Raw genomic sequence first — 19652 nt, forward strand, 5'->3', positions numbered from 1 at the left:
GGGTTGGTGGCCTGGTCGAGCCAGGCGCGGCTCGGGCCGGGCGGGGTGCCGTCGTGGACGGCGAGCCGGGCGTGCAGCAGGTCGCGGACCGGCTGCGGGATCCAGCGTTCGGCGGCGGCGTCGACGGAGGCGACGGCCCGGGCGAGGGCGTCGGCGACGGCCGGGGCGGGCGCGGCCCACTGGAGTGCGGCCGGCAGCGGGGCGGCGGGCAGCAGGCCGGCGGCGGCGCCGGGGGTGAGCGTGGCGCCGGTGTCGGGGCGCATGGCCCGGGCGACCATCCGCATCACCGGGGCGCGGCCGGCGGCCGGGGCGGCGCCGGGGACGGGCGAGTCGGGCAGGAAGAGCCGGACCATGCGGTTGAGGTAGTGGAAGGTGACGGCGGTGCCGAGGAGTTCGGGGGCGTCGGCGTCGTCGAAGGGCCGGGGCTGCCCGGTGGCGGCCGCGGTGCCGCTGCGGGCGGCCCACTCGGTGAGCGGCCCGTGCCCGCTGTCGCCGTGCTCCCCCTCGTCCGCAAGCGTGGCGAGCTTGGCCTCGTGGACCTCGACGCAGTAGGGGCAGTCGTTGGCCCGGGACACCGCGGTGGCCACGGCCTCCTTCGCGGCCCGGCTCACCCGCCCCTCGGCCAGCAGGGTCTCGCGGAGCAGCAGCCAGGAGGCGGCGAGCGCCTCGGGGGCCGGCGAGTGCAGTGCCAGCGGCGGGGCGACGACGCCGAACTCCCGCCGGGCCCGGTCGTAGACCTCGGCCACCAGGCCGGTCGCCTCGGTGTGCGGTACGGCGGTGATGTGCCGGATCTGCTTGAGGGAGCCCCTCAGCACGATTCTGACGAGCGGTCGCATCGCCGCCTCCTGTTCCGGTGTCGGTCTCGTGAAGCAACTGACGGGGATCGGTTTTGTGAAGCAACCGACCGGGGTTGGTTTCGTGAAGCAACTGACTGGTCGTGCGAAGGGCGCGGGGCGGCTCAGACGGTGGCGAGGCGCTTCCTCAGCAGGGGCAGCACGGCCTTGCGTCCGTTCTTGTAGCCGGTGGGCGCGGGCGCTCCGTAGCTGACCTGGACGCCTCGGGCCTGGGCGGCGGCCACGATGTGCGGCACGGCCCTCTCGGCGAGGGCGGCGATGGTCATCGCCGGGTTGACGGTCAGCGCGCCGGGGACGGCGGAGCCGTCGGTGACGAAGATGCCGGAGTGGCCGCGCAGTTCGTTGGTGTCGTCGAGCGCGGAGGTCGCCGGGTCGTCGCCCATCCGGCAGGAGGCCAGCGGGTGGACGGTGTAGGCGCCGACGAGGTCGTTGGTCCAGGGCATCACCTTGGCGAGGCCGTCCTTCTCCAGGATCTCCTTGACGTCGGCGTCGGCCTGGTTCCAGCCGTGCCAGGTGTTCTTGGTGGGGTGGTAGGAGAGGTTGCCGCGGCCGAGCATCTGCTGGGATATGCGGTGGGAGTTGCCGGTGGCCGGCGGGGGCCCGAAGACGCCTTCGTTGTCGTCCTCGGTCATGCAGAAGATGGTCAGCCAGGACTTCCAGTTCCTCAGGATCTCCTTCTTCTCCCGGCCGAACCAGGTCGGGCCGGTGGCGTCGGGCGCCTGGGCCAGGATGGTGCCGAGACCGGGCGGGAAGTAGAGCTGCTCCAGCGAGTAGCGGGAGTACTCGGGCAGCGAGCCGTCCAGCTTGTCCCAGCTCGCGACGGTGGGGCCCTTGCCGATGGCGTTGGCGCCGTAGGGGAGGTTGCCGTCGCCCCGGGTCAGGCCGAGGATCTCGGCGACCTTGTCCTCGTCGAGGATGGCGGTGTTGAGGCGTTCGCCGTTGCCGGAGAAGTAGCGGCCCACGGCGTGCGGCATGGTGCCGAGGTGGGACTCGCTGCGCTGGAGGATGACGGGGGTGGCGCCGGCGCCGGCCGCCATCACCACCAGCTTGGCCTCGATGACGCCGGAGCCGTTCTGCAACCGGTAGTCCTCGTCGTGGACGATGTTGTAGTGGACGCGGTAGTTCCCCTCGGGGGTGCGGGTCAGGTGCTGCACCTCGTGCAGCGGGCGGATCTCGGCTCCGTGGGCGAGGGCGGCGGGCAGGTAGTTGACGGTGAGGGACTGCTTCGCCTCGAAGCGGCAGCCGGCCATCATGAAGTTGCAGTTGGTGCAGCGGGAGTTGTCGATGGCGGCGGCCAGCGGGTTGGCGGTGCGCCCGGCGTGGTGGCAGGCCGCGCCCCACAGCCCGCCGGAGTAGGAGGCGTCGCTCCAGTCCTGCCGGCTGACCGAGAGGGACTCCTCGATCCGGTCGTACCAGGGGTCGAGGGTGTCGCGGCTGACCGAGCCCGGCCACATCCGGCGGCCGATGGAGCCGTGCCGGTCGAAGACGAACTTCGGGGCGCGGGGCATGGCGGCGAAGTAGACGACGCTGCCGCCGCCGACGCAGTTGCCGCCCAGCACGCTCATGCCGTCGCCGACGGTGAAGTCGAAGATGCGGGTGTAGGAGGAGCCGAGCTTGTAGTCGTGCTCGAACTCGTCGTTCTTGAGCCAGGGTCCGCGCTCCAGGACGGTGACCTTGGCGCCGCCGGCGGCCAGGTGGTACGCGGCGATCGCGCCGCCGAAGCCGCTGCCGATGACCAGGACGTCGGTCTGCTCGATGGTCTCGCTCATGCCGGGCTCCCGGTGGCGGTGGTGTCGGGGTGTGGTTTGGCGAGCTGGCGGCCGTAGCCGAAGTCCTGGAAGCGCCAGAGCCCGTCGGCGTCCGGGGCGGTGATGCCCATGGCGGTCAGGCCCGGGTGGCCGTCGGCCAGGGCGTCCGCGGTGTGCAGGTGGGCGGCGGAGTCGAAGGCCATGTTGCAGAAGAGGGAGAGCAGGACCCAGAAGTCCTTCTCCGGGTGGCCGGGCGTGGTCAGCTCGGTGATCAGCTTGACCCGGTCGTCGTAGTCGAGCGAGACGAACGGCGGGACGGCGGGGTCGAGCGCGATGCCGGCCTGCTCGGCGTAGGCCCGGGTGTGCTCGTTGACCAGGCGGGCCAGGTCCTCCAGGCCGTCGTGGATGCCCGTGGCGTCCCAGCGCAGCAGCTCCAGGGCGCCTGCGGCGACCGCGCCGCCGCCGGTGCTGACGCCGGCGACCGCCCGGTCACCGGGCCAGCGCTTCTCGCCGGGGACGATGGTGTCGGCCCAGGCCTCCAGGGTGAGCGTCTCCTGCTCCCCGATGTCGACTTTCCGTTCGGGGATTCTTCGCACGGCGGGCAACGGGGCCTCCGGTCGTATCGGTCGCGGGCTGCGAATGGGCTTCGGGCTTTCTCGGTCTCGGTGGTGGCTCTGTGCGGTGTGCAAGAAAGCTAGAAGCGGTGGGTCTTTTCAAACAACCGAGCTGGTGGGCGTTCACGCGAACACGGGTTCAGCGGGGCAACCAGGCGAAGTCGCGCCGTCTGCCTTTCCGGGCTCCAGAAAAAAAGAGGTCGTTCACTATGCTTCCACCGGACGCGTGTTCTCCGAGGTGACCGGGGCTCAAGGGGCCGGTCTTCCGAGCACGCGGGCACGTCCCGGTCTCGCCAGCACGTCTCGATCTCGCCAGGGGGAAGGGGAGAGGTGGACAGCGACGACAGATCCCTGACGCTCCCGGCCCACTTCACCCACCGGGTGCGGATCGAGGCGCTGCTGCCGGCCGACTCGCCCCGGCTGAACGGGGTCGACGACGCCCATGTGCAGCGGCTCGCCGACATCTATCCGGCGCTGCCGCCGGTGCTCGTGCACCGCTCCACCATGCGCGTCATCGACGGCATGCACCGCGTCGCCGCCGCCGCCGCCAACGGGCTCACCTCGGTCGAGGTGCACTTCTTCGACGGCGCGGACGAGGAGGCGTTCATCCGGGCGGTGGCGGCCAACACCGCGCACGGCCTGCCGCTGTCGGTCACCGACCGGAAGGCGGCCGCCGAGCGGATCCTGCGCTCCCGGCCGGAGCTGTCCGACCGGGCCGTGGCCACCTGCACCGGACTCGACCCGAAGACGGTCGCCGCGCTCCGGCCGCGTTCGACCGGGGAATCTCCCCAGTCGAACATCCGGCGCGGTACGGACGGCCGGGCGCATCCGCTGGACCGCACCGCCGAGCGGCTGCGGGCCGCGGAGCTGATGATCCGGCGCCCCGACCTGCCGCTGCGGGCCATCGTCAAGGAGACCGGCCTGTCCCTGGGCACGGCCCACGACGTACGCCAGCGGCTGCTGCGCGGGGAGGCGCCGGCGCCGCAGGGGCGGCGCGAGGCGGCCGCCCGGCGGGCCGCGGCGGCCGCCGCCGCGCGCCTGACCGGGGAGGACGCCCCGGCCGGCACCGAGGACGCCCCCCCGGGGGACCGTCCGGCGCCACCGGCGGCGGTCGGTCCGCGAGGCTCCGGCCCCGCGCCCGCCGGCACCCGGCCCGCGCCCCTGGCCGGCACGGGTCCCGGCGCCGGGGTGAGCCGGACGCGCGGCTCGCTGGAGACCCTGCGGCGGCTGGCCGCCGATCCCTCGCTGCGGCACTCCGACTCCGGCCGGCACTTCCTGCGCTGGCTGCACACCCACTTCGTGGTCGACGAGGCCTGGCGGCAGCAGGCCGACGCCGTACCGCCGCACTGCACCGACACCGTCGCGGAACTGGCCCTCCACTGCTCCAACGCCTGGAAGAGGTTCGCCGACGACCTCGCCCGGCGGCGGCTGACCGATACGGCACCCGCCCCGCCGCGCGGCCCGGCCCCCGAATCCCGGCACGGAGCATGATTCAACGACAGGGAGAAACGGTGACCACCACCGCCATCGAAGCCGCTGTTCTTCGAGTGATCGACGAAATGCATGCGAATCTCGGCCAGGAACTGACCATCGACGACATGGCCCGTACCGCCATGTTCAGCAAGTTCCATTTCACCCGGGTGTTCCGGGACGTCACGGGGGCCTCCCCCGGGCGTTTCCTGTCCGCGCTCAGACTCCAGGAGGCCAAGCGCCTCCTGCTGGAGACGGAATTCAGCGTCGCCGACATCAGCAGCCAGGTCGGATACAGCAGCGTCGGCACCTTCAGCTCGCGCTTCAAGTCCTGTGTCGGCGTCTCGCCGAGCATGTTCCGCGAACTGGACGGATTCGTGCCGGAGATCGCCGAGGGCACGGACCCGGCCGCGCCGGCCCCGCAGGAGGACGCCGCGCACGGCGCGCTGCGCGGCCGGGTGCACCTGCCCGAGGACCGGGCGGCCGGCCACTGCTTCGTCGGGCTGTTCGCCACGCCCGTCCCGCAGGGCCGGCCGGTGCGCTGCGCGGTGCTGGACGGGCCGGGCGCCTTCGAGCTGCGGGACGTGCCGGACGGCACCTGGCACGTGCTGGTGCACTCCGTCCCCTACGGCTACGAGCACCTGCCCTCCGGCACCGGCCGGCAGGACGTGGTCTCGGTCGGCAGCTACGGGCCGGTGACCGTGCACCAGGACACCCTGCTGATGCCCGCCGAGATCACCCTGCGCCCGCTGGACGTGCTGGACCCGCCGATCCTGATGGCCCTGCTGGACCTGCGGACCGGCGCGATGGAGCGCCAGTCCGGCGGCGGCCACCACTCCCGCCCGATCCCGGCGTAGGGCCGGGGGCCCGTCCGACGGCACGCCGAAGGGGCCGGCCACGGTGTGAACCGTGGCCGGCCCCTTCGGCGTGCGTCCCAGGCGGCGCCCAGACGGCACCGTCAGTCAGGGTCTAGGCGGCGCCCGCTCCGGCGGCGGCCGCGCGGGGGGCGGGGAGGCGGTCCGCCGGGCGGACGGTCATCGGGAGGCCGCCGCGCATGCGCAGGGACATCATGGGTTCGGCGATGCCCTGGTGGCCGGGCCGGACGGTGAGGTCCAGGTCGCGGGTGACCAGGGCGGTGACGAAGACGGCCTCCATCATGCCGAGGTTGCTGCCGACGCAGAAGCGGGGGCCCGCGCCGAAGGGGATGTAGGCGTAGCGGGGGCGGTTGGCCACGCGGGAGGGGTCGAAGCGGCCGGGGTCGAAGCGCTCGGGGTCGTCCCACAGGTCGGGGTGGCGGTGCAGGGTGTAGGGGCAGACGAGGACGTCGGCGCCGGCCTTCACCTCGTAGCCGCCGACCTCGTCGGGGCCCTGGGCGACGCGCGGGAGGATCCACACCGGCGGGTAGAGGCGCATGGCCTCCTGGACGACCTGGGTGGTGTACGTGAGGCGGTGCAGGTCCTCGGCCTCGGGCAGGCGGCCTTCGGTGAGGACGGAGCGGGCCTCCTCGCGGACGGTGTCGCGGACGTGCGGATGGCGGGCGAGGAGGAGGAGGGTCCAGCCGAGGGTGGAGGCGGTGGTCTCGTGGCCGGCGAGGAGGAGGGTGACCAGTTCCTCCTGGAGGAGGCGGCGGCCGGTGGCGGGGTCGGGGTGGGCGCGGGCGGCGATGATCATCCGGGCGAAGGCGTCGGTCGCGCCGTCGCCGGCGGTCATGCGGGCGGCCCGGTCGGAGACCAGCGCGTCGACGGTGTCGGTCAGCTCGCGGCGGGCGCGGCGGAAGCGCCGCTGGGTGGCGAGCGGCAGCCAGCTCGGCACCAGGCCCTGGCTGACCATGTCGAACATGGCCTGGTCCTGGACGGCCTCGAAGGCGTGGGCTATGCCGTCGTGGCCGGACAGGGACGTGTCCATGAGGGTGCGGCCGAGGACGCCGAGGGTGAGGCCGGTGACCTCCTGGAGGAGGTCGACCGGGCCCCGGCCGGCACCGCGGCGGAGGTGTTCGACCAGTCGGCCGGCCTCCTCGGCGACGGCGCCGGCCTGGGCGGCGATCCGGCCCGGCTTGAACGCGGGCTGGACGTTGCGGCGCTGGGCGCGCCACAGTTCGCCCTCGCTGGTGAGCAGGCCGTCGCCGAGGACCTTGCGGGACTCCACCAGGCCGATGCCCTTGTGGTAGTTGGCCGCGTTGTCGGCGAGGACGTGCTTGGCGTAGTCGGGCCGGTTGAAGACGTACAGCTTCTTGGGGCCCATGGAGACCAGGACCGCGTCGGAGAGGTCGGCGGCGTCCCGCATCATGGCGAGCCGGTCGACGGCCAGTTTGCGGAGCAGGCCGGGCAGCGCCCTCACGGGCGGGCCGGGCGGGCGGCGCGGGCTCATCGGCGTTCTCCCGACGGGAGGGGGGACAGGCCCTGGAAGGCGCCGCCGTGGAAGACCAGCGGCTCGCGGCCGGGCAGCTCCTCCAGGGCGAGCACCCGGCCGAGGTGGACGGTGTGGTCGCCGCCGTCGTACGCCCGCCAGCGGGCGCACTCGAAGTGGGCGGCGGCGCCGGCGATCAGCGGGGCGCCGGCGACCGGTCCGGGCAGCCAGTCGACGGCGTCGAACTGGGCGGCGCCGGGCGGGCGGGAGCGGGAGGCGAAGTGCCGGGCCACGTCCTCCTGCCCGGCCCCGAGGACGGAGACCGCGAAGGTCTCCGCCTCGGCGAGGACGCCGTTCATCACGGCGTCGTTGCCCACGCAGAACAGGATCAGCGCGGGGTCCAGGGAGACCGAGGTGAAGGAGTTGGCGGTCATGCCGCGGGGTGCGGCCCCGCCGACCGTCACCACGGTCACCCCGGTGGCGAAGGCGCCGAACGCCCGCCGCAGCCGCGCCGGGTCGCCGGTGACGGCGTCCCGGAGCGGTGCGGCGGCCAGCGTGCCGGTGCTCATGCCGCCCGCCCGGTCAGGACCCGGCCCTGGACGGCGTACGGCTCCAGGGCCCGGGCCAGCGCCTCGGGGATGCGGGAGGGCACGGTGTCGGTGTTGGGGCCGCGCATGCAGGCGATGCGCTGCCGGCCGCGCGCGACCAGGACTTCGACGCCGCCGGTCACCTTGACGTAGTCGAAGGTGAACTCCAGTTGTGTCTGGCCCAGTTCGGACAGCCGCATCCGGATGGACAGCTCGTCGAACGCGGTGATCTCGGCGAAGAACTCGCAGTCGACCTTGAGGGTGAACAGCTTGAGGTCGTCCTGCACCTCGGCGAGGACCGCCGGAGCCTTCTGGTAGAGGAACAGCTCGCGGCAACGGCCCTGCCAGCGCAGGTAGTTGACGTAGTAGACGTTGCCGACGAGGTTGGTCTCCTCGAAGCCGACGGTGTGCCGGTACTCGAAGTAGTCTTCCGCCATGGCCTTATGACCGTCCTTCCGCGAGGGGCGTGTCGTGCGTGAGGAACGCGAAGACGGCGGGCTCCAGGGCGTCGCGCAGCGCGGTGACGAAGGTCGCGATGCGCAGGTCCCCGGCGGCGAGCACCACCCAGGCGTCCTTGCGGCGCGGCAGCACCGTGAGCGGCGCGCCCGCCATGATGCCGGCCTTGCGCAGGCACTCCACCGCGCTCCACACCCGGGTGGCGGCGGTGTCGGGGGCCTCGCCGGTCTCCCGGGCGACCAGTTCCGCGACCGGCGCGTGGTCGCCGAGCAGCCCCTGCCACTCGTCGGCCGAGCGCATGCTGACGGCCTCGATGTCGCAGGCCACCTCGGTGGCGGAGACGGCGCTGAGGGTGACTCCCAGGCCGTGCGCCGCGGAGATCGACATGTGCCGGTCCGGGTCGAGTTCGGGCCGTCCGTCGGGGCGGTGCCGCACCGAGACCGGGGTGCCGAGCGCCCGGGCGGCCGCGTCGGCGGTGAAGCCGCGCCGCTGGGCGACGGAGCCGTCCGGGGCGTCGCCGTGCGGTTCGACGGCGACGGCGACCCGGGCGCCGGTGACGTCCTCCAGGGAGCGTTCCAGGTAGGGGCCGAGGAGGGGGGCGACCCAGGGGCCCGATCCGTCGGTCTTGCGTACGGCGTGCAGGGTGAGGCCGTCCCAGCGTTCGACGACGGTGCCGTCCTGGTCGCGCACGGCGATGTCGTAGACGTAGGTGTCGCCGTCCCTGCTGCGCTCCACCGCGGTGTAGCGCAGCAGGCCGGGCACGGTGTCGCCGGCGGCCAGCGGCCGGATGCGTTCGACGCCGGAGGGCAGCAGGGTGGCGTCGGGGACGCAGACCTGGTTGCCGTGCATCAGCGCGTCGCGCATGCCGGGGTCGGCCAGCAGGAGCCGGCCGGGCAGGTAGCCGGCGAACCAGCCCTCGGGGCGGCGCTCGACGGCGACCTCCGCGTCCACGTGGCGGGCGGCGGCCCGGTGGAAGCGGCGCAGCCGCTGGAAGCGGGCGCCCTGGAAGAGCACCCCGCCGTACAGGTCGGCGGCCGGGTCCAGCGGGACGACGGGGGTGTCCTCGGGCACCTGGAGCGGCGGGCCCTCGGGCACCGGCTCGTCGGTGAACAGCAGCCTGGCGCGGAAGTGCTCGGCGACGAAGCCGGTGTCCTCGGCGTGCACGGCGACGTCCACGGCGTCCGGGCCGGTGACGGTGGCGGCGATCCGGATGCGGGTGGAGCCGCCGGGCGGCACCACGATGGGCCGCAGGAACTTCGCCCCCTCGACGACCGGGGCGCCGCAGGTGCGTCCGGTGGCGGCGGCGGCGACCTGGGTCATGGCCTCCATGCCGATGACGGCGGGCAGCAGCAGGTTGCCGTCGAGCAGGTGGTCGGCCAGGTAGGGGTCGGTGCCGGCGTTCAGCTCGACCTCGGTGACCAGCTCCACGCCGTGGTAGCGCACCAGCGGGTTGCCGGTGAAGCGGAGCATGGGCAGGTCGGGCAGGTCGCGGCGGACGGTGTCGATGCCCTCGGTGCGGCCGCTGACGACGGTGACGACCGGGGCGTCCGGGTCCTCGATGAGGCGCAGCAGGATGTCCACGCCCTGGTCGGGGGAGACCGGGACGATGCCCTCGCGGGACAGCGTCTCGACCACCGACAGCTTCTCGCCCATGCCGACGCCGGACCACACCGACCACTCCACGCAGCGGGCGCGCAGGGCGGGGTGGGCGGCGGCGGTGGCCTCGGTGAGGTCGGCCAGCCACTCGTTGGCGGTGGCGTAGTGGGCCTCGCCGCGCAGTCCGGCCCGGCCGATGATGGAGCCGAAGGCGACCAGCAGCTTGAGGCTGCCGGGGCCGACGGCGTCCAGGACGGTGCGCAGTCCCTCCACCTTGGGGGCGAAGGTGCGGTCGAAGTCGTCCGGGGTGAGCGCGGTGAGCGCGCCCGGCTCGTTGCGGCCGGCGCCGTGCAGCAGGCCGGTGATCGGCCCGAGTTCGGCGGCCAGCTCGGCGACCGCGGCGGTGACCTGCTCGGGGGCGGTGACGTCGGCGCGGGCGTAGTGCAGCCGTACGCCGCCGGCCCGCATCCGCTCCAGGTTGTCGGCCAGTTCGCGGTCGGCGGCCGGGTCGGAGCGACCGAGGACGGCGAGCGCCGCGCCGGTGCGCTGGGCCACGGCCAGGGCGCATTCGGCGGAGATGCCCTTGCCGCCGCCGGTGACCAGCAGCACGTCGCCGTCGGTCAGCGGCGCCTCGGTGCGCGCCGGGGCGATGGGCAGGGCCCGCAGGGTGGGTACCCGGCGGGAGCCGTCGGCCGTGTAGTGGACCTCGGTGAACCGGGTGGTGGCGGCGACCTCGGCGACGACCCGTTCGACGACGTCGGCGGTGGCCGGGGTGTGCACGATGGTGGTCCTGAGGTGCGGGGCCTCCTGGTAGAGCGTCTTGGCGAGGCCGGCCGCGCCGCGCCCGTCCTGGACCAGGACGAAGCGGCGGGCCGGTCCGCCGGCCAGCGCGCTGTGCGCGGCGGCCAGCACCCGCTCGACCTCCTGCCGGGGGCAGTCCGGCGCGAGGACGGCGAGGACGCCGGACCCGGCGCCGGCGGCGGCCAGCGCGTCGCGCAGCCTCCCGGCGTACGGGTGGTCGCCGGCGGCGAACAGCTCCCAGTCGCCGTCGCCGTCCGCGGCGGCGGCCTGCGGCCGGGGAAGTTCGTCGAGGTCGACGGCGAACGGGCGGGCCCAGGGGGCGGCGCCGGCGACCACGGGGGCGGCCTGCGTCTCCTGCGCTCCCCCGGTGGTGACCAGGGTGTCCAGCGCCTCGGCCAGTTCGGCGAGGGTGGCGGTGGCGAAGTTGGTGGGCACCTTCGCCGCGGCGATCCCGAGGCGGGACGCCGCCTGGTTGACGATCTGGCCGACGGTGATGGAGCTCATGTGCAGGTCGTCCAGGAGACGGCTGCCGGGGTCCACCAGGTCGGCGGGCAACTCGGCGCGCACGGCCACCAGTTCGCGCAGTACGTCGAGCGCGCTGGCGTCCGTGCCGGCCTCGGCCGGGTCGGCGGCGGCCGGTGCGGGGGCGCTCTGCGCGGCGGGGGCCTCGGCGGACCGCCGGGCGGCGGCCTTGCGCGGCCGGTCGGCGGCCGGCGGGACGTCCCGGGGGGCCTGCTCGCAGGGGCTGGCGAAGAAGGAGAACTCCTGGCCGACCTCCAGCGGCCGGATCAGCCGGTCGCCGAAGAGCCGGTCCAGCGCGATGGGCGCGCCGGCGGTGAAGGCGGCGGCGGCGACCGTCAGCAGGCTGCGCAGCGACTCGTCGTCGGTGTCGAGCGAGACGACGGGGACGCCGGTGGTGGCGCCGGCGAGGGCGCCGAGCACCCGACCGGGGCCGACCTCGACGAACAGGTCGACGCCGCGGGCGGCCTCGGTGACGGCCTGGGTGAAGCGGACGGGGCCGGTGATCTGCTCGGCGAGCACGGCGGCCAGGTCGGCGTCGGGGCCGAGCGGCTGCCCGGTGACGGTGGAGACCACCGTGGCGGCCGGGGCGCCGAGGTCGGCGGTGGCCAGCCAGGCGCCGAAGTCGGCGGCGGAGGCGGCGACCAGCGGGGAGTGGAAGGCGTGCGAGACGCGCAGCCGGGTGCAGCGGATCTCGGCGCGCTCGGCCCTCCGGTGGACCTCCTCGATGTCGGCGACCGGTCCGGCGACGACGGTCTGCTCGGGGCTGTTGTAGCCGGAGACGACGGCGTCGAGTCCGGCGATCAGCTCCTCGGCCCGCTCGGGGGCGGCCCCCAGCGAGGCCATGGCGCCCGAGGCGCTGTGCTCGGCCATGGCGCGGCCGCGCACCCGGGCCGCCTGGAGGAGGGTGGCCTCGTCGAGGGCGCCGGCCCAGTGCAGGGCGGAGAGTTCGCCGAGGCTGTGGCCGACGGCGACGGACGCCTGGAGCCGCAGTGCGTCCAGGACCCGCAGGCCGGCGGCGGAGCCGGTGGCGATACGGGGCTGGGCGACGTCGGTGGCGACCATGTCGCCGGTGGTGGGCAGGCCGGACCGGGCGAAGACCTCGGCGGCCTCGGGGAAGCGGCGGGCGAGCGCGCCGCCGCCGGTGCCGTGGCCGGAGCCCTGACCGGGGAAGAGGAAGCCGATCCGGGCGCGGCCGGTGACCCGGCCGAGGAAGGCGCGGCCGTCGGCGGCGGTGTAGGCGCCGTCGCCGGCCGTCAGCCGGTCGGCGAGGTGGGTGAGCCGGCGTTCGGCGTCCTCGGGGGAGGTGGCGACGACGGCGGCGCGGTGCGGCAGGCCGCGCAGTTCGCGCTGGAGGGTGGCGGCGAGGTCGGCGACCTGGCCGTAGGAGACCTGCCCGGCGAACGCGGCGACCTCGGTGAGCCTGGTGCGCAGGGCTTCGGGGGTGGCGGCGTCGACGGTGAGCAGTTCGGCGTCCTGGAGGCCGCGGGCGAGGGCGGCGGAGCGCCCGCCCGCGGTGGTGCGGCGGCGCCCGGCGGGTTCGTCGAGGACGACGTGGGTGTTGATGCCGCCGAAGCCCATGGCGGTGATCCCGGCGCGGCGGGGCGCGTCGGTGGGCCAGGGTTCGGCGGTGCGCAGGGCGCGCAGGTTGGCCTGCTCGTCGGCGAGCAGCTCGTGGGGGTCGGTGGTGCCGATGGCCGGGGGCAGGGTGTGGTGGTCGACGGCCATGGCGGCCTTGATGAGTCCGGCGACGCCGGCGGCGGCCTTGGTGTGGCCGATCATGCCCTTGATGGAGGTGATGGCGGCGGCGGGGGCGTCGGGGTCGGCGTCGCGGCGGGCGCCCATCAGGGCGGTCAGCTCGGTGGCGTCGCCGACGGCGGTGCCGGTGCCGTGGCCCTCGAAGAGCCGGACGGTCTCGATGCCGAAGCCGGCCCGCTCGTAGGCGCGGCTGAGCGCGAGCTGGTAGCCGTCGACCTCGGGGCGGGTGATGCCGCCCTGGCCGTCGGAGGAGACGCCCCAGCCGGCGATGGTGGCGTAGACGCGGTGGCCGGCGGCGTGCGCGTCCTCCTCGCGCATCAGCACGATCATGCCGCAGCCCTCGCCGGGCCAGAAGCCGTTGGAGCCGCGGTCGTAGAGCTTCATCTCGCCCTTGGCGAGCGCGCCGGTCTTGGCGAAGCCGATGATCTCGAACGGGTCGATGGACAGGTCCACGCCGCCGGCCACGGCCACGTCGATGTCGCCGTTGGCCAGCGAGGTGCCGGCGGTGGTGACGGACAGCAGCGAGGAGGAGCAGGCGCCGTCGACGGTGTAGCCGCCGCCGCCGAGGTCGAAGTGGTTGCAGATGCGGCCGGCGATGGTGTTGGCGAGCCCGCCGGCCAGGGTGTCCTCGTCGATGGCGGGGAACGGCTCCTTGTAGGCCTCCTCCACCTCGTCGAGGAAGTCGGCCACCCGGGCGTCGTCCCAGTCCTGCTGGTTCTTCAGGGCGGCGGCCATCACCCGGCGCACGTAGGGCCAGCGCAGCCGCAGCACGTTGGCGCGGGAGAACTCGCCGGTGAGGGTGTTGCCGACGATGACGCCGGTACGCCGCCGGGGCAGGCCCTCGCCGGCCGGGAAGCCGGCGTCGGCGAGCGCGCGGCCCGCGGTGTCCAGGGCGAGCCAGTGGGTGAGGTCGGTGGAGCGGTAGGTGCTGCCGGCGATGCGGTGGGCGACGCGGTCGAAGCTGTAGCCCTCGATGACGGCGGCGTTGCGGGCGTAGAAGGTGTCGGGGACGGAGGGGTCGGCGTTCCAGTAGTCGTCCAGGTTCATCCGGACGTCGGGCAGGCGGCGGAACGCGCGCCGTCCGGCGACGGCGTTGTCCCACAGCTCGACTGGGCTGGCGGCGTCGGGGTAGCGGCAGGCCATCCCGACGATGGCGATCCTGGTCATGCGGCCACCGGGGTCTTTCGCGTGTCGGCCTCGGCAGACGCCGGGGCGGGGCAGGCGCAGGCGCCGGCCGGGCAGGTGCAGGCAGGGGTGTCGGCGGCGGGGGCGGAGCCCTCGGCCGGGGCGGCCTCGGCGGCCTTGGTCTCGGCGTCGGCGCGGGCGACGGCCTGGGTGACGGCGGCCAGCGCCAGGGCCTCCTCGGCGCGCTTCCTGGAGACGATGTCGGAGGTCCACAGGAAGGCGCCGCGGATGGCGCACACCAGGGCGGTGGCGAAGAACAGGCCGTAGGCGACGCTCATCGCGGTCAGTACGCCGTACAGCGCGGCGACTCCGCCGCCGAAGGCCATCTGGCCCCACTTGGAGGACGGCGTGGTGCCCGGGTCGGTGATCATGTAGTTGGTGAACAGCACGAACGCGACGCCGGTCATCATGGCCAGTCCGGCCGGGATGGAGGTGTCGAAGACCAGCCCGCGGACGACCGCCTGGAGGGCGAAGCCGCCGACCCAGGCGAGGATCAGCCACATGCGCTCGGTGAGCTTGGCGTTGAGCATGGTGCCGAGGCTGATGATGATCGCCGGGACCAGCCAGTCGAAGCCGCCGTCGAGGTACTCGGTGAACTGGTACGGCGGGGCGATGGACGCCCAGGGGAACAGCACCAGGATGACGGCGATGCCGAAGTTCGAGGGGTTCATGAAGTGCCGCATGCGGCCCTTGACCGGGGCGCGCAGCACCCACTTGGTGCCGACGGCGACGATGACGCCGAAGACCATGACCCACACCAGGTCGTTGACGTAGGACAGCATGTTCACCGCGAGGGCGGTGATGTGGGCCGGGAAGAGGAACTCCACCATGCCCTTGACGCCGCCGCCGGCGAAGCGCGGGGCGCGGCCCTCGCTGCGGGCGCCGAGGACCTCGAGCACGATCTCGGTGGCGTAGGCGGTGGCCAGCGCGATGAACGGCCAGGTCCAGGGCTGTTCGAAGCCGAGGACGGTGTAGCCGAAGATGTTGAGCACCGAGATGGAGATGGCGAACCGGCGCAGCGCGGTGGTGACCTTGGGATTGTGCCGCGGGCCGGCCGCGGTCGGGGTCGGGGACATGGTCACTTCTCCTTGGCCTCGGTGCCCAGCTCCAGGCTGTGCCAGCCGGGCTTGAGCTTGAGCTTCTGCTCGTGGACGTCGCCGGCGCGGTCGCGCCAGGTGATCATGGCGGGCAGTTCCTCGTCCCGGACGTCCTTGCCCAGGCCGATGTGGACGTCGGTGCTGCGCTTGCCGGAGTGGCCGCCTCCGCCGTCGAGGCGGGCGATCCGCTGGGTCCCGTCGGGCAGTTCGACGCAGACCTCGGCGCCGACGACCGGGGCGCCGTCCGGGTGGGTGAGCTTCAGGCCGACGTACGCGCCGGGGTTCTTCGCGGTGTTGTGGTAGAAGACCGGCTCGCCCCACTGGCGGGCGACGGCGAGGTCGAGGCGGCCGTCGCCGTCGACGTCGCCGGTGGCCAGGCCGCGGGTGGGGACGGGCTCGCCGAGGCCGAGCTTGACGGAGAGGTTGTGGTAGGCGCCGCTCTCGGGGTCCTTGGCGAAGAACCGCATGCGCTGGCTGCCGGCCAGGTCGTCGCCGTGCTTGACGTTGGGCCACCACAGCGGGTTGGCGGTCAGCGCGTCGTTGGCGGTGGCCAGCTCCTGGAGCTGCGGCCAGCGGTTGTTCTTGCCCTTGACGAAGCCGAGGGCCTGGGTGATCTCCAGGTCGCCGTTGTTGTCGAAGTCGCCCATCTTCACGTCCCAGCCCCAGCCGGACCAGGCCAGGCGCAGGTCGGAGGACTCGTCGCGGTAGGGCGCCACGCCCTGCTTGAAGCGGCCCTGCAACTCGGCCTTGGAGCCCGCCTCGTTGATGAAGGCGAAGTTGGACTCCTGGATGCCGAAGGAGGTGGTGATGTTGGAGACGAACATGTCGAACAGGCCGTCGTGGTTCAGGTCGCCGAAGTCGACGCCCATGCCCTTGAACGAGCTGCGGCCCAGCTCCTTGGACTTCGGGACGGTGCCGCTGTGCTCGGCCTTCACCTCGGAGAAACGTATCTTCCCGGGCTCGGAGACGTTGTGCAGCAGCGCGGAGGTGCCGAAGTCGTGCGCGAGGAACACCTCCGGCAGCCGGTCGCCGTCCAGGTCGGCGGCGGAGACGCCGAGCGACCAGCCGTTGTTCAGGCCCTGCGGGATGACGTCGTCGGTCTTCTCGTAGCCGTCCTTCGTCCAGCGGAAGAAGTGCCCGCCGCCGCCGTTCTGGGCGTGCGACAGGGAGTCGTTCATGGTGACGTCGCCGTCCTTGGACGGGTCGAGCACCGGGCTGTCCGGGAAGTAGTTGCCGATGTAGATGTCGTCGTGGCCGTCGCCGTCGAAGTCGGCGACCGCGGCCGTGTTGGAGTTCCACAGCGGGCCGGTGTAGCGCTTGCCGGACTTGCCGGGCAGCAGCTCGGTGGCGGTGAACGAGGCGCGGGTGAGCGGCGCGCCCTTCTCCCCCTTGTTGAGGAAGATCACCGGGGTGCGGCCCCAGTAGTAGACCAGGACGTCGGTCCTGCCGTCCTCGTCGTAGTCGCCCGGCATGCAGCCCATCGGCGCCATCGTCGTGCTGGCGCCGAGCGGCGCGGGGTCCAGGGCGAACGGCTTGTAGGCGTCTCCCCTGGTCGGCGCCGGGGTGATCACCGCCTGGTCGATCCGCGGGTCGTTGACGCACAGGTCGTTGGGCAGTCCGTCGCCGTCGAGGTCGTTGACGGCGATTCCGGCGCCCACCGAGGAGATCCACGCCTCGATGTGCTGGTACGCCTTGTTGACCTTGCGCACTTCCTTTTTCTCGTATCCGGCGGGCATCGCGATCGACATCGGCTCGAATGCGAAATCATCGGAGAGCCGGTTGATGTCGGCGGCGGACGACTCGGGAAGCCGGACGGCGTAGAAAGTGCCCACCATGAGGGCGAGGGCGACGATTCCCGGTGAATTCCTGCGGATGAAGTTCTTCGTGACCGTCACTGGTCGGCACCTTTCGAGGTGAGCGAGAGGGAGGCGAGTTGGGCCGCGACGTCCCGCCGCCAGGTCTCGTACGCCGGGGAGGCGCCCTGGCCGGCCAGCGCGGCCGGACCGGGCCGCAGCTCGCGGCAGACCTGGGAGGCCCGCCCGGCGGTGGTGCCGCACACGACCCGGGCGGCGAGGTGGGTGTGGTCGATGACGGTGTTCGCCCGGATGCGGGCCTCGACGGCGAACGCCGAGCCCTGCGCGAGGGCCCAGCGGTGCTCGCCGGCCGCCTCGACGAAGCCCGCCAGCTCCTCCTCGCCCACCCCGCCGGCGTAGGTGCAGGCCAGGCCCGCGCCCGCGTACAGGTCGGGGTGGCGGTCCGGCGCGTAGGAGCGGATCAGCCGGGTGACGACCTCGGGGTCGGTCCCGCCGACGAACCACAGCGCGCGGCCGATGCCCTGGTCGACGGCGCTGGCGGTGTAGTGGTTGTGCCCGCCCTTCCAGGAGAACGGGTGGCGGACCTCCGGGGTCCGCACATAGCTCGCGGTCTTGAAGTACGCCTGGTGGAAGCCGTAGCCGTCCAGCGCCAGCCAGCGCAGCAGCGGGTCGGTGGTGCGCAGGTCGGGCCAGAGGAGCTTGGGCAGCCGGGCCATCGCCCAGCCCACTCCGACGTAGATCATGTAGTCGTGCTGCCGGCCGCGCCCGGCCAGCAGCCCGTCCAGCCGGCCGCCGTGCCCCGGCAGCGAGTCGTGCACCGCGGCGCCCATGCCGGCGCCCTCGTAGGCGAAGCCCCGCATGTCCCTCGGGACGGTCTCCAGCATCTCCTCGGCCTCGGCCGGCGAGGAGGCTTCCACCGCGTAGGCGTATCCGCGGAGGAAGACCTCCCCGATGTGCTCCAGCCGCGCCTTTGCTTCCGCGTTCTTCACATGGAATCCGCGGACTTCCATGCTCGTCTCCGAAACAGGAGGCGTGAGCAGCCTCCGTCGAATTGCGCCAAACACACTGGACACGGCAGTTGACCGCCCCTCTCGAATCCCTGGAAATTCCCCAGCGAATCGAATCTAGCCAGCGGGCCCGCGGGGGCGTCTACTCCCGGGTTGCTCAAACGGCGACGGCGGCCAGTTGTTCGCGCACATTGCGCCGCCACACCTCGTACGCCGGTCCGGCGCCGATTTCCGCCCGGTCCGCCGCGGTGTCGTCCGCGAGCCTGGCCACCGCCGCGGTCTCCAGCCCGGTGAACGCGTGCACGGCCGCCGCGCTGTGCTCGGGCACGAAGCCGGCGTGGTGGCGGGCCTTGGCGGCGAAGACCGATCCCTGCGCCAGATGCCCCCGGTGCTCCCCGGCGTCCGCCGCGAGCGCGGCGAGGCCGGCGGGCGTGAAGCCGCCGGCGAAGGTGGCGGCCAGCCCGACCCCGCTCCACAGGTCCGCCTGCCGCCCCTCGGCGAACGCCCGTACGGCGGCGGTGACGTGGGCGGTGTGCCCGCCGTGGATGAACCACAGGGCGCGGCCCACGCCCTGGTCGAAGGCGCGGGCCCAGTACCCCGGGTCGCCGTCCCAGGCGTAGGGGGCGTCCCGGCGCTGCTCCCCCACCCACTTCGCGGTGTCGAAGTACGCCCGGTCGAAGCCGTAGCCGTCCACGCACAGCCAGCTCATCGCCGGGTAGAACTCCGGCTCGGTCAGGTCGGGGACGAGCTTCTTCCACAGCGGGCGGGGCAGCTTGGCCATGGCGAAGCCGATGCCGATGTAGTTCAGGAAGATGTGCGGCCGGCCGCCGCCGCGCAGCAGGTCGCGGGCGCGGTGGCCGCGCGGGCCCATGGTGTCGCGGATGGCGCAGGCCATGGTGGCGCCCTCGTAGGCGAAGCCGCGCTGCTCGGGGTCGACCAGCGCGAGCCGCGCCTCGGTGGTGGCCAGGTCCTTGTCCTCGATGCCCCACTCGAAGCCGGTGACCACGGCCCGGGGCACGGCCTCCAGCCTGCGGGCGCGCTCGCTCGGCTCCACGGCGAATCCCCGGCCGGCGAACGACACCTCGTGCAGCGACGGCGCCATGGCCAGTCTGCGCAGGGCTCCCAGTGCGGGCACGGCCTACCTCCTTGCGGTGCGGCCGCCCGGTCGGCGGCGGGCGGAGCCCATGGTGGGCGTCCGCGCCGGAAGCGGGCATCTTCGCCCGTGCGCAAGGGGTGCGAGGGGCGGGCCGGCCGCGCGGGCGCCGCCGTCCGTGCTCGACGCGGTCGGCGGGCCGGGCCGGCGGGGCGGCTCAGCGGATGCGGCGCACGTCGACTTCCTCGTCGTGCACGGTGCGGCCGCAGCTCGCGCAGCGCAGCTCGACGTGGACGGCGCCGTCGCAGCCGATGTGGTCGGCCCGCCGGGGCGGTCCCAGCTCCTGCGGCAGGTGGCGGTCGCCCCACTGCATCAGGGCGATGACGGCCCGGGTCAGGTCCCGCCCGGTGGGGGTGAGCCGGTACTCGTGGCGCACCGGCTTGTCCTGGTACGGCACCTTCTCCATGATGCCGTGCTCGACCAGCCGGCCCAGCCGGGCGGCCAGCACGTTGCGGGCGATGTCCAGGGTCTCCAGGAACCGGTCGAACCGGGTGGTGCCGAGCAGCGCGGAGCGGATGATCAGCAGCGTCCAGCGCTCGCCGATCACCTCCAGCGACCGGGCGAGGTTGCAGTCCTGGCCCTCGTAGGTGTGTCTCAGCATCCGCTCACTGTAGGGTCCCGCCGGTTGCGTGACGGCACCCGAGTTG

14 protein-coding genes are annotated in these 19652 nt (G+C 73.7%); 2 read left to right on the top strand and 12 right to left on the bottom strand.

The features are described 5' to 3' along the window. The 3 genes from C6N75_RS03815 to C6N75_RS03825 form a co-directional block, all read right to left on the bottom strand. Nucleotides 1-836: carboxymuconolactone decarboxylase family protein (locus C6N75_RS03815; protein ID WP_105867402.1), on the bottom strand; the 836-nt coding region annotated here is incomplete at its 3' end. Between the two features lie 122 nt (nucleotides 837-958). Further along, complete coding sequence (locus tag C6N75_RS03820) at nucleotides 959-2623, bottom strand: FAD-dependent oxidoreductase (RefSeq protein WP_105867403.1); 1665 nt, start codon at nucleotides 2621-2623, stop codon at nucleotides 959-961. Beyond that, entirely contained in the window at nucleotides 2620-3198 is a 579-nt protein-coding gene (locus C6N75_RS03825; protein WP_105867454.1) for a DUF5987 family protein, read from the bottom strand. The genes C6N75_RS03820 and C6N75_RS03825 overlap by 4 nt, the downstream gene beginning before the upstream one ends. A gap of 348 nt (nucleotides 3199-3546) precedes the next feature. On the opposite strand from C6N75_RS03825, the gene C6N75_RS03830 reads away from it, so the two are divergent. Beyond that, the gene (locus C6N75_RS03830) at nucleotides 3547-4707 is read left to right on the top strand and encodes a ParB/RepB/Spo0J family partition protein (protein WP_105867404.1); all 1161 of its coding nucleotides are present in this window, start codon (nucleotides 3547-3549) and stop codon (nucleotides 4705-4707) included. 20 nt (nucleotides 4708-4727) lie between these two features. After that, nucleotides 4728-5543 (top strand): helix-turn-helix domain-containing protein, encoded by an 816-nt coding sequence (locus C6N75_RS03835; protein WP_105867405.1) that lies wholly within the window; start codon nucleotides 4728-4730, stop codon nucleotides 5541-5543. 112 nt (nucleotides 5544-5655) lie between these two features. Here C6N75_RS03835 and C6N75_RS03840 read toward each other — a convergent pair whose 3' ends face one another. From C6N75_RS03840 to C6N75_RS03880, 9 genes are all read right to left on the bottom strand, one after another. Beyond that, the gene (locus tag C6N75_RS03840; protein ID WP_105867406.1) at nucleotides 5656-7053 is read right to left on the bottom strand and encodes a cytochrome P450; all 1398 of its coding nucleotides are present in this window, start codon (nucleotides 7051-7053) and stop codon (nucleotides 5656-5658) included. Continuing rightward, nucleotides 7050-7601, bottom strand: a complete 552-nt coding sequence (locus C6N75_RS03845) for a flavin reductase family protein (RefSeq protein WP_105867407.1) — start codon at nucleotides 7599-7601, stop codon at nucleotides 7050-7052. The genes C6N75_RS03840 and C6N75_RS03845 overlap by 4 nt, the downstream gene beginning before the upstream one ends. Further along, on the bottom strand, nucleotides 7598-8056 hold the full coding sequence (locus C6N75_RS03850; protein WP_105867408.1) for an acyl-CoA thioesterase: 459 nt from the start codon (nucleotides 8054-8056) through the stop codon (nucleotides 7598-7600). The genes C6N75_RS03845 and C6N75_RS03850 overlap by 4 nt, the downstream gene beginning before the upstream one ends. A 4-nt stretch (nucleotides 8057-8060) precedes the next feature. Continuing rightward, a complete protein-coding gene (locus tag C6N75_RS03855) occupies nucleotides 8061-13916 on the bottom strand; it encodes a type I polyketide synthase (RefSeq protein WP_105867409.1) in 5856 nt (1951 codons plus the stop codon). Beyond that, the gene (locus C6N75_RS03860) at nucleotides 13913-15010 is read right to left on the bottom strand and encodes an enediyne biosynthesis protein (RefSeq protein WP_105867410.1); all 1098 of its coding nucleotides are present in this window, start codon (nucleotides 15008-15010) and stop codon (nucleotides 13913-13915) included. Before C6N75_RS03860 ends, C6N75_RS03855 begins: the two co-directional genes overlap by 4 nt. A gap of 2 nt (nucleotides 15011-15012) precedes the next feature. Beyond that, a complete protein-coding gene (locus C6N75_RS03865) occupies nucleotides 15013-16866 on the bottom strand; it encodes a CRTAC1 family protein (RefSeq protein ID WP_105867411.1) in 1854 nt (617 codons plus the stop codon). A gap of 56 nt (nucleotides 16867-16922) precedes the next feature. Beyond that, nucleotides 16923-17918 (bottom strand): DUF1702 family protein, encoded by a 996-nt coding sequence (locus tag C6N75_RS03870; RefSeq protein WP_105867412.1) that lies wholly within the window; start codon nucleotides 17916-17918, stop codon nucleotides 16923-16925. Between the two features lie 91 nt (nucleotides 17919-18009). Beyond that, entirely contained in the window at nucleotides 18010-18987 is a 978-nt protein-coding gene (locus C6N75_RS03875; RefSeq protein ID WP_105867413.1) for a DUF1702 family protein, read from the bottom strand. Nucleotides 18988-19162: 175 nt separating this feature from the next. Further along, on the bottom strand, nucleotides 19163-19606 hold the full coding sequence (locus C6N75_RS03880) for a winged helix-turn-helix transcriptional regulator (RefSeq protein WP_105867414.1): 444 nt from the start codon (nucleotides 19604-19606) through the stop codon (nucleotides 19163-19165). Nucleotides 19607-19652 lie beyond the last annotated feature (46 nt).

It is taken from the genome of Streptomyces solincola, from assembly GCF_002982015.1.
GTDB lineage: Bacteria > Actinomycetota > Actinomycetes > Streptomycetales > Streptomycetaceae > Streptomyces > Streptomyces solincola.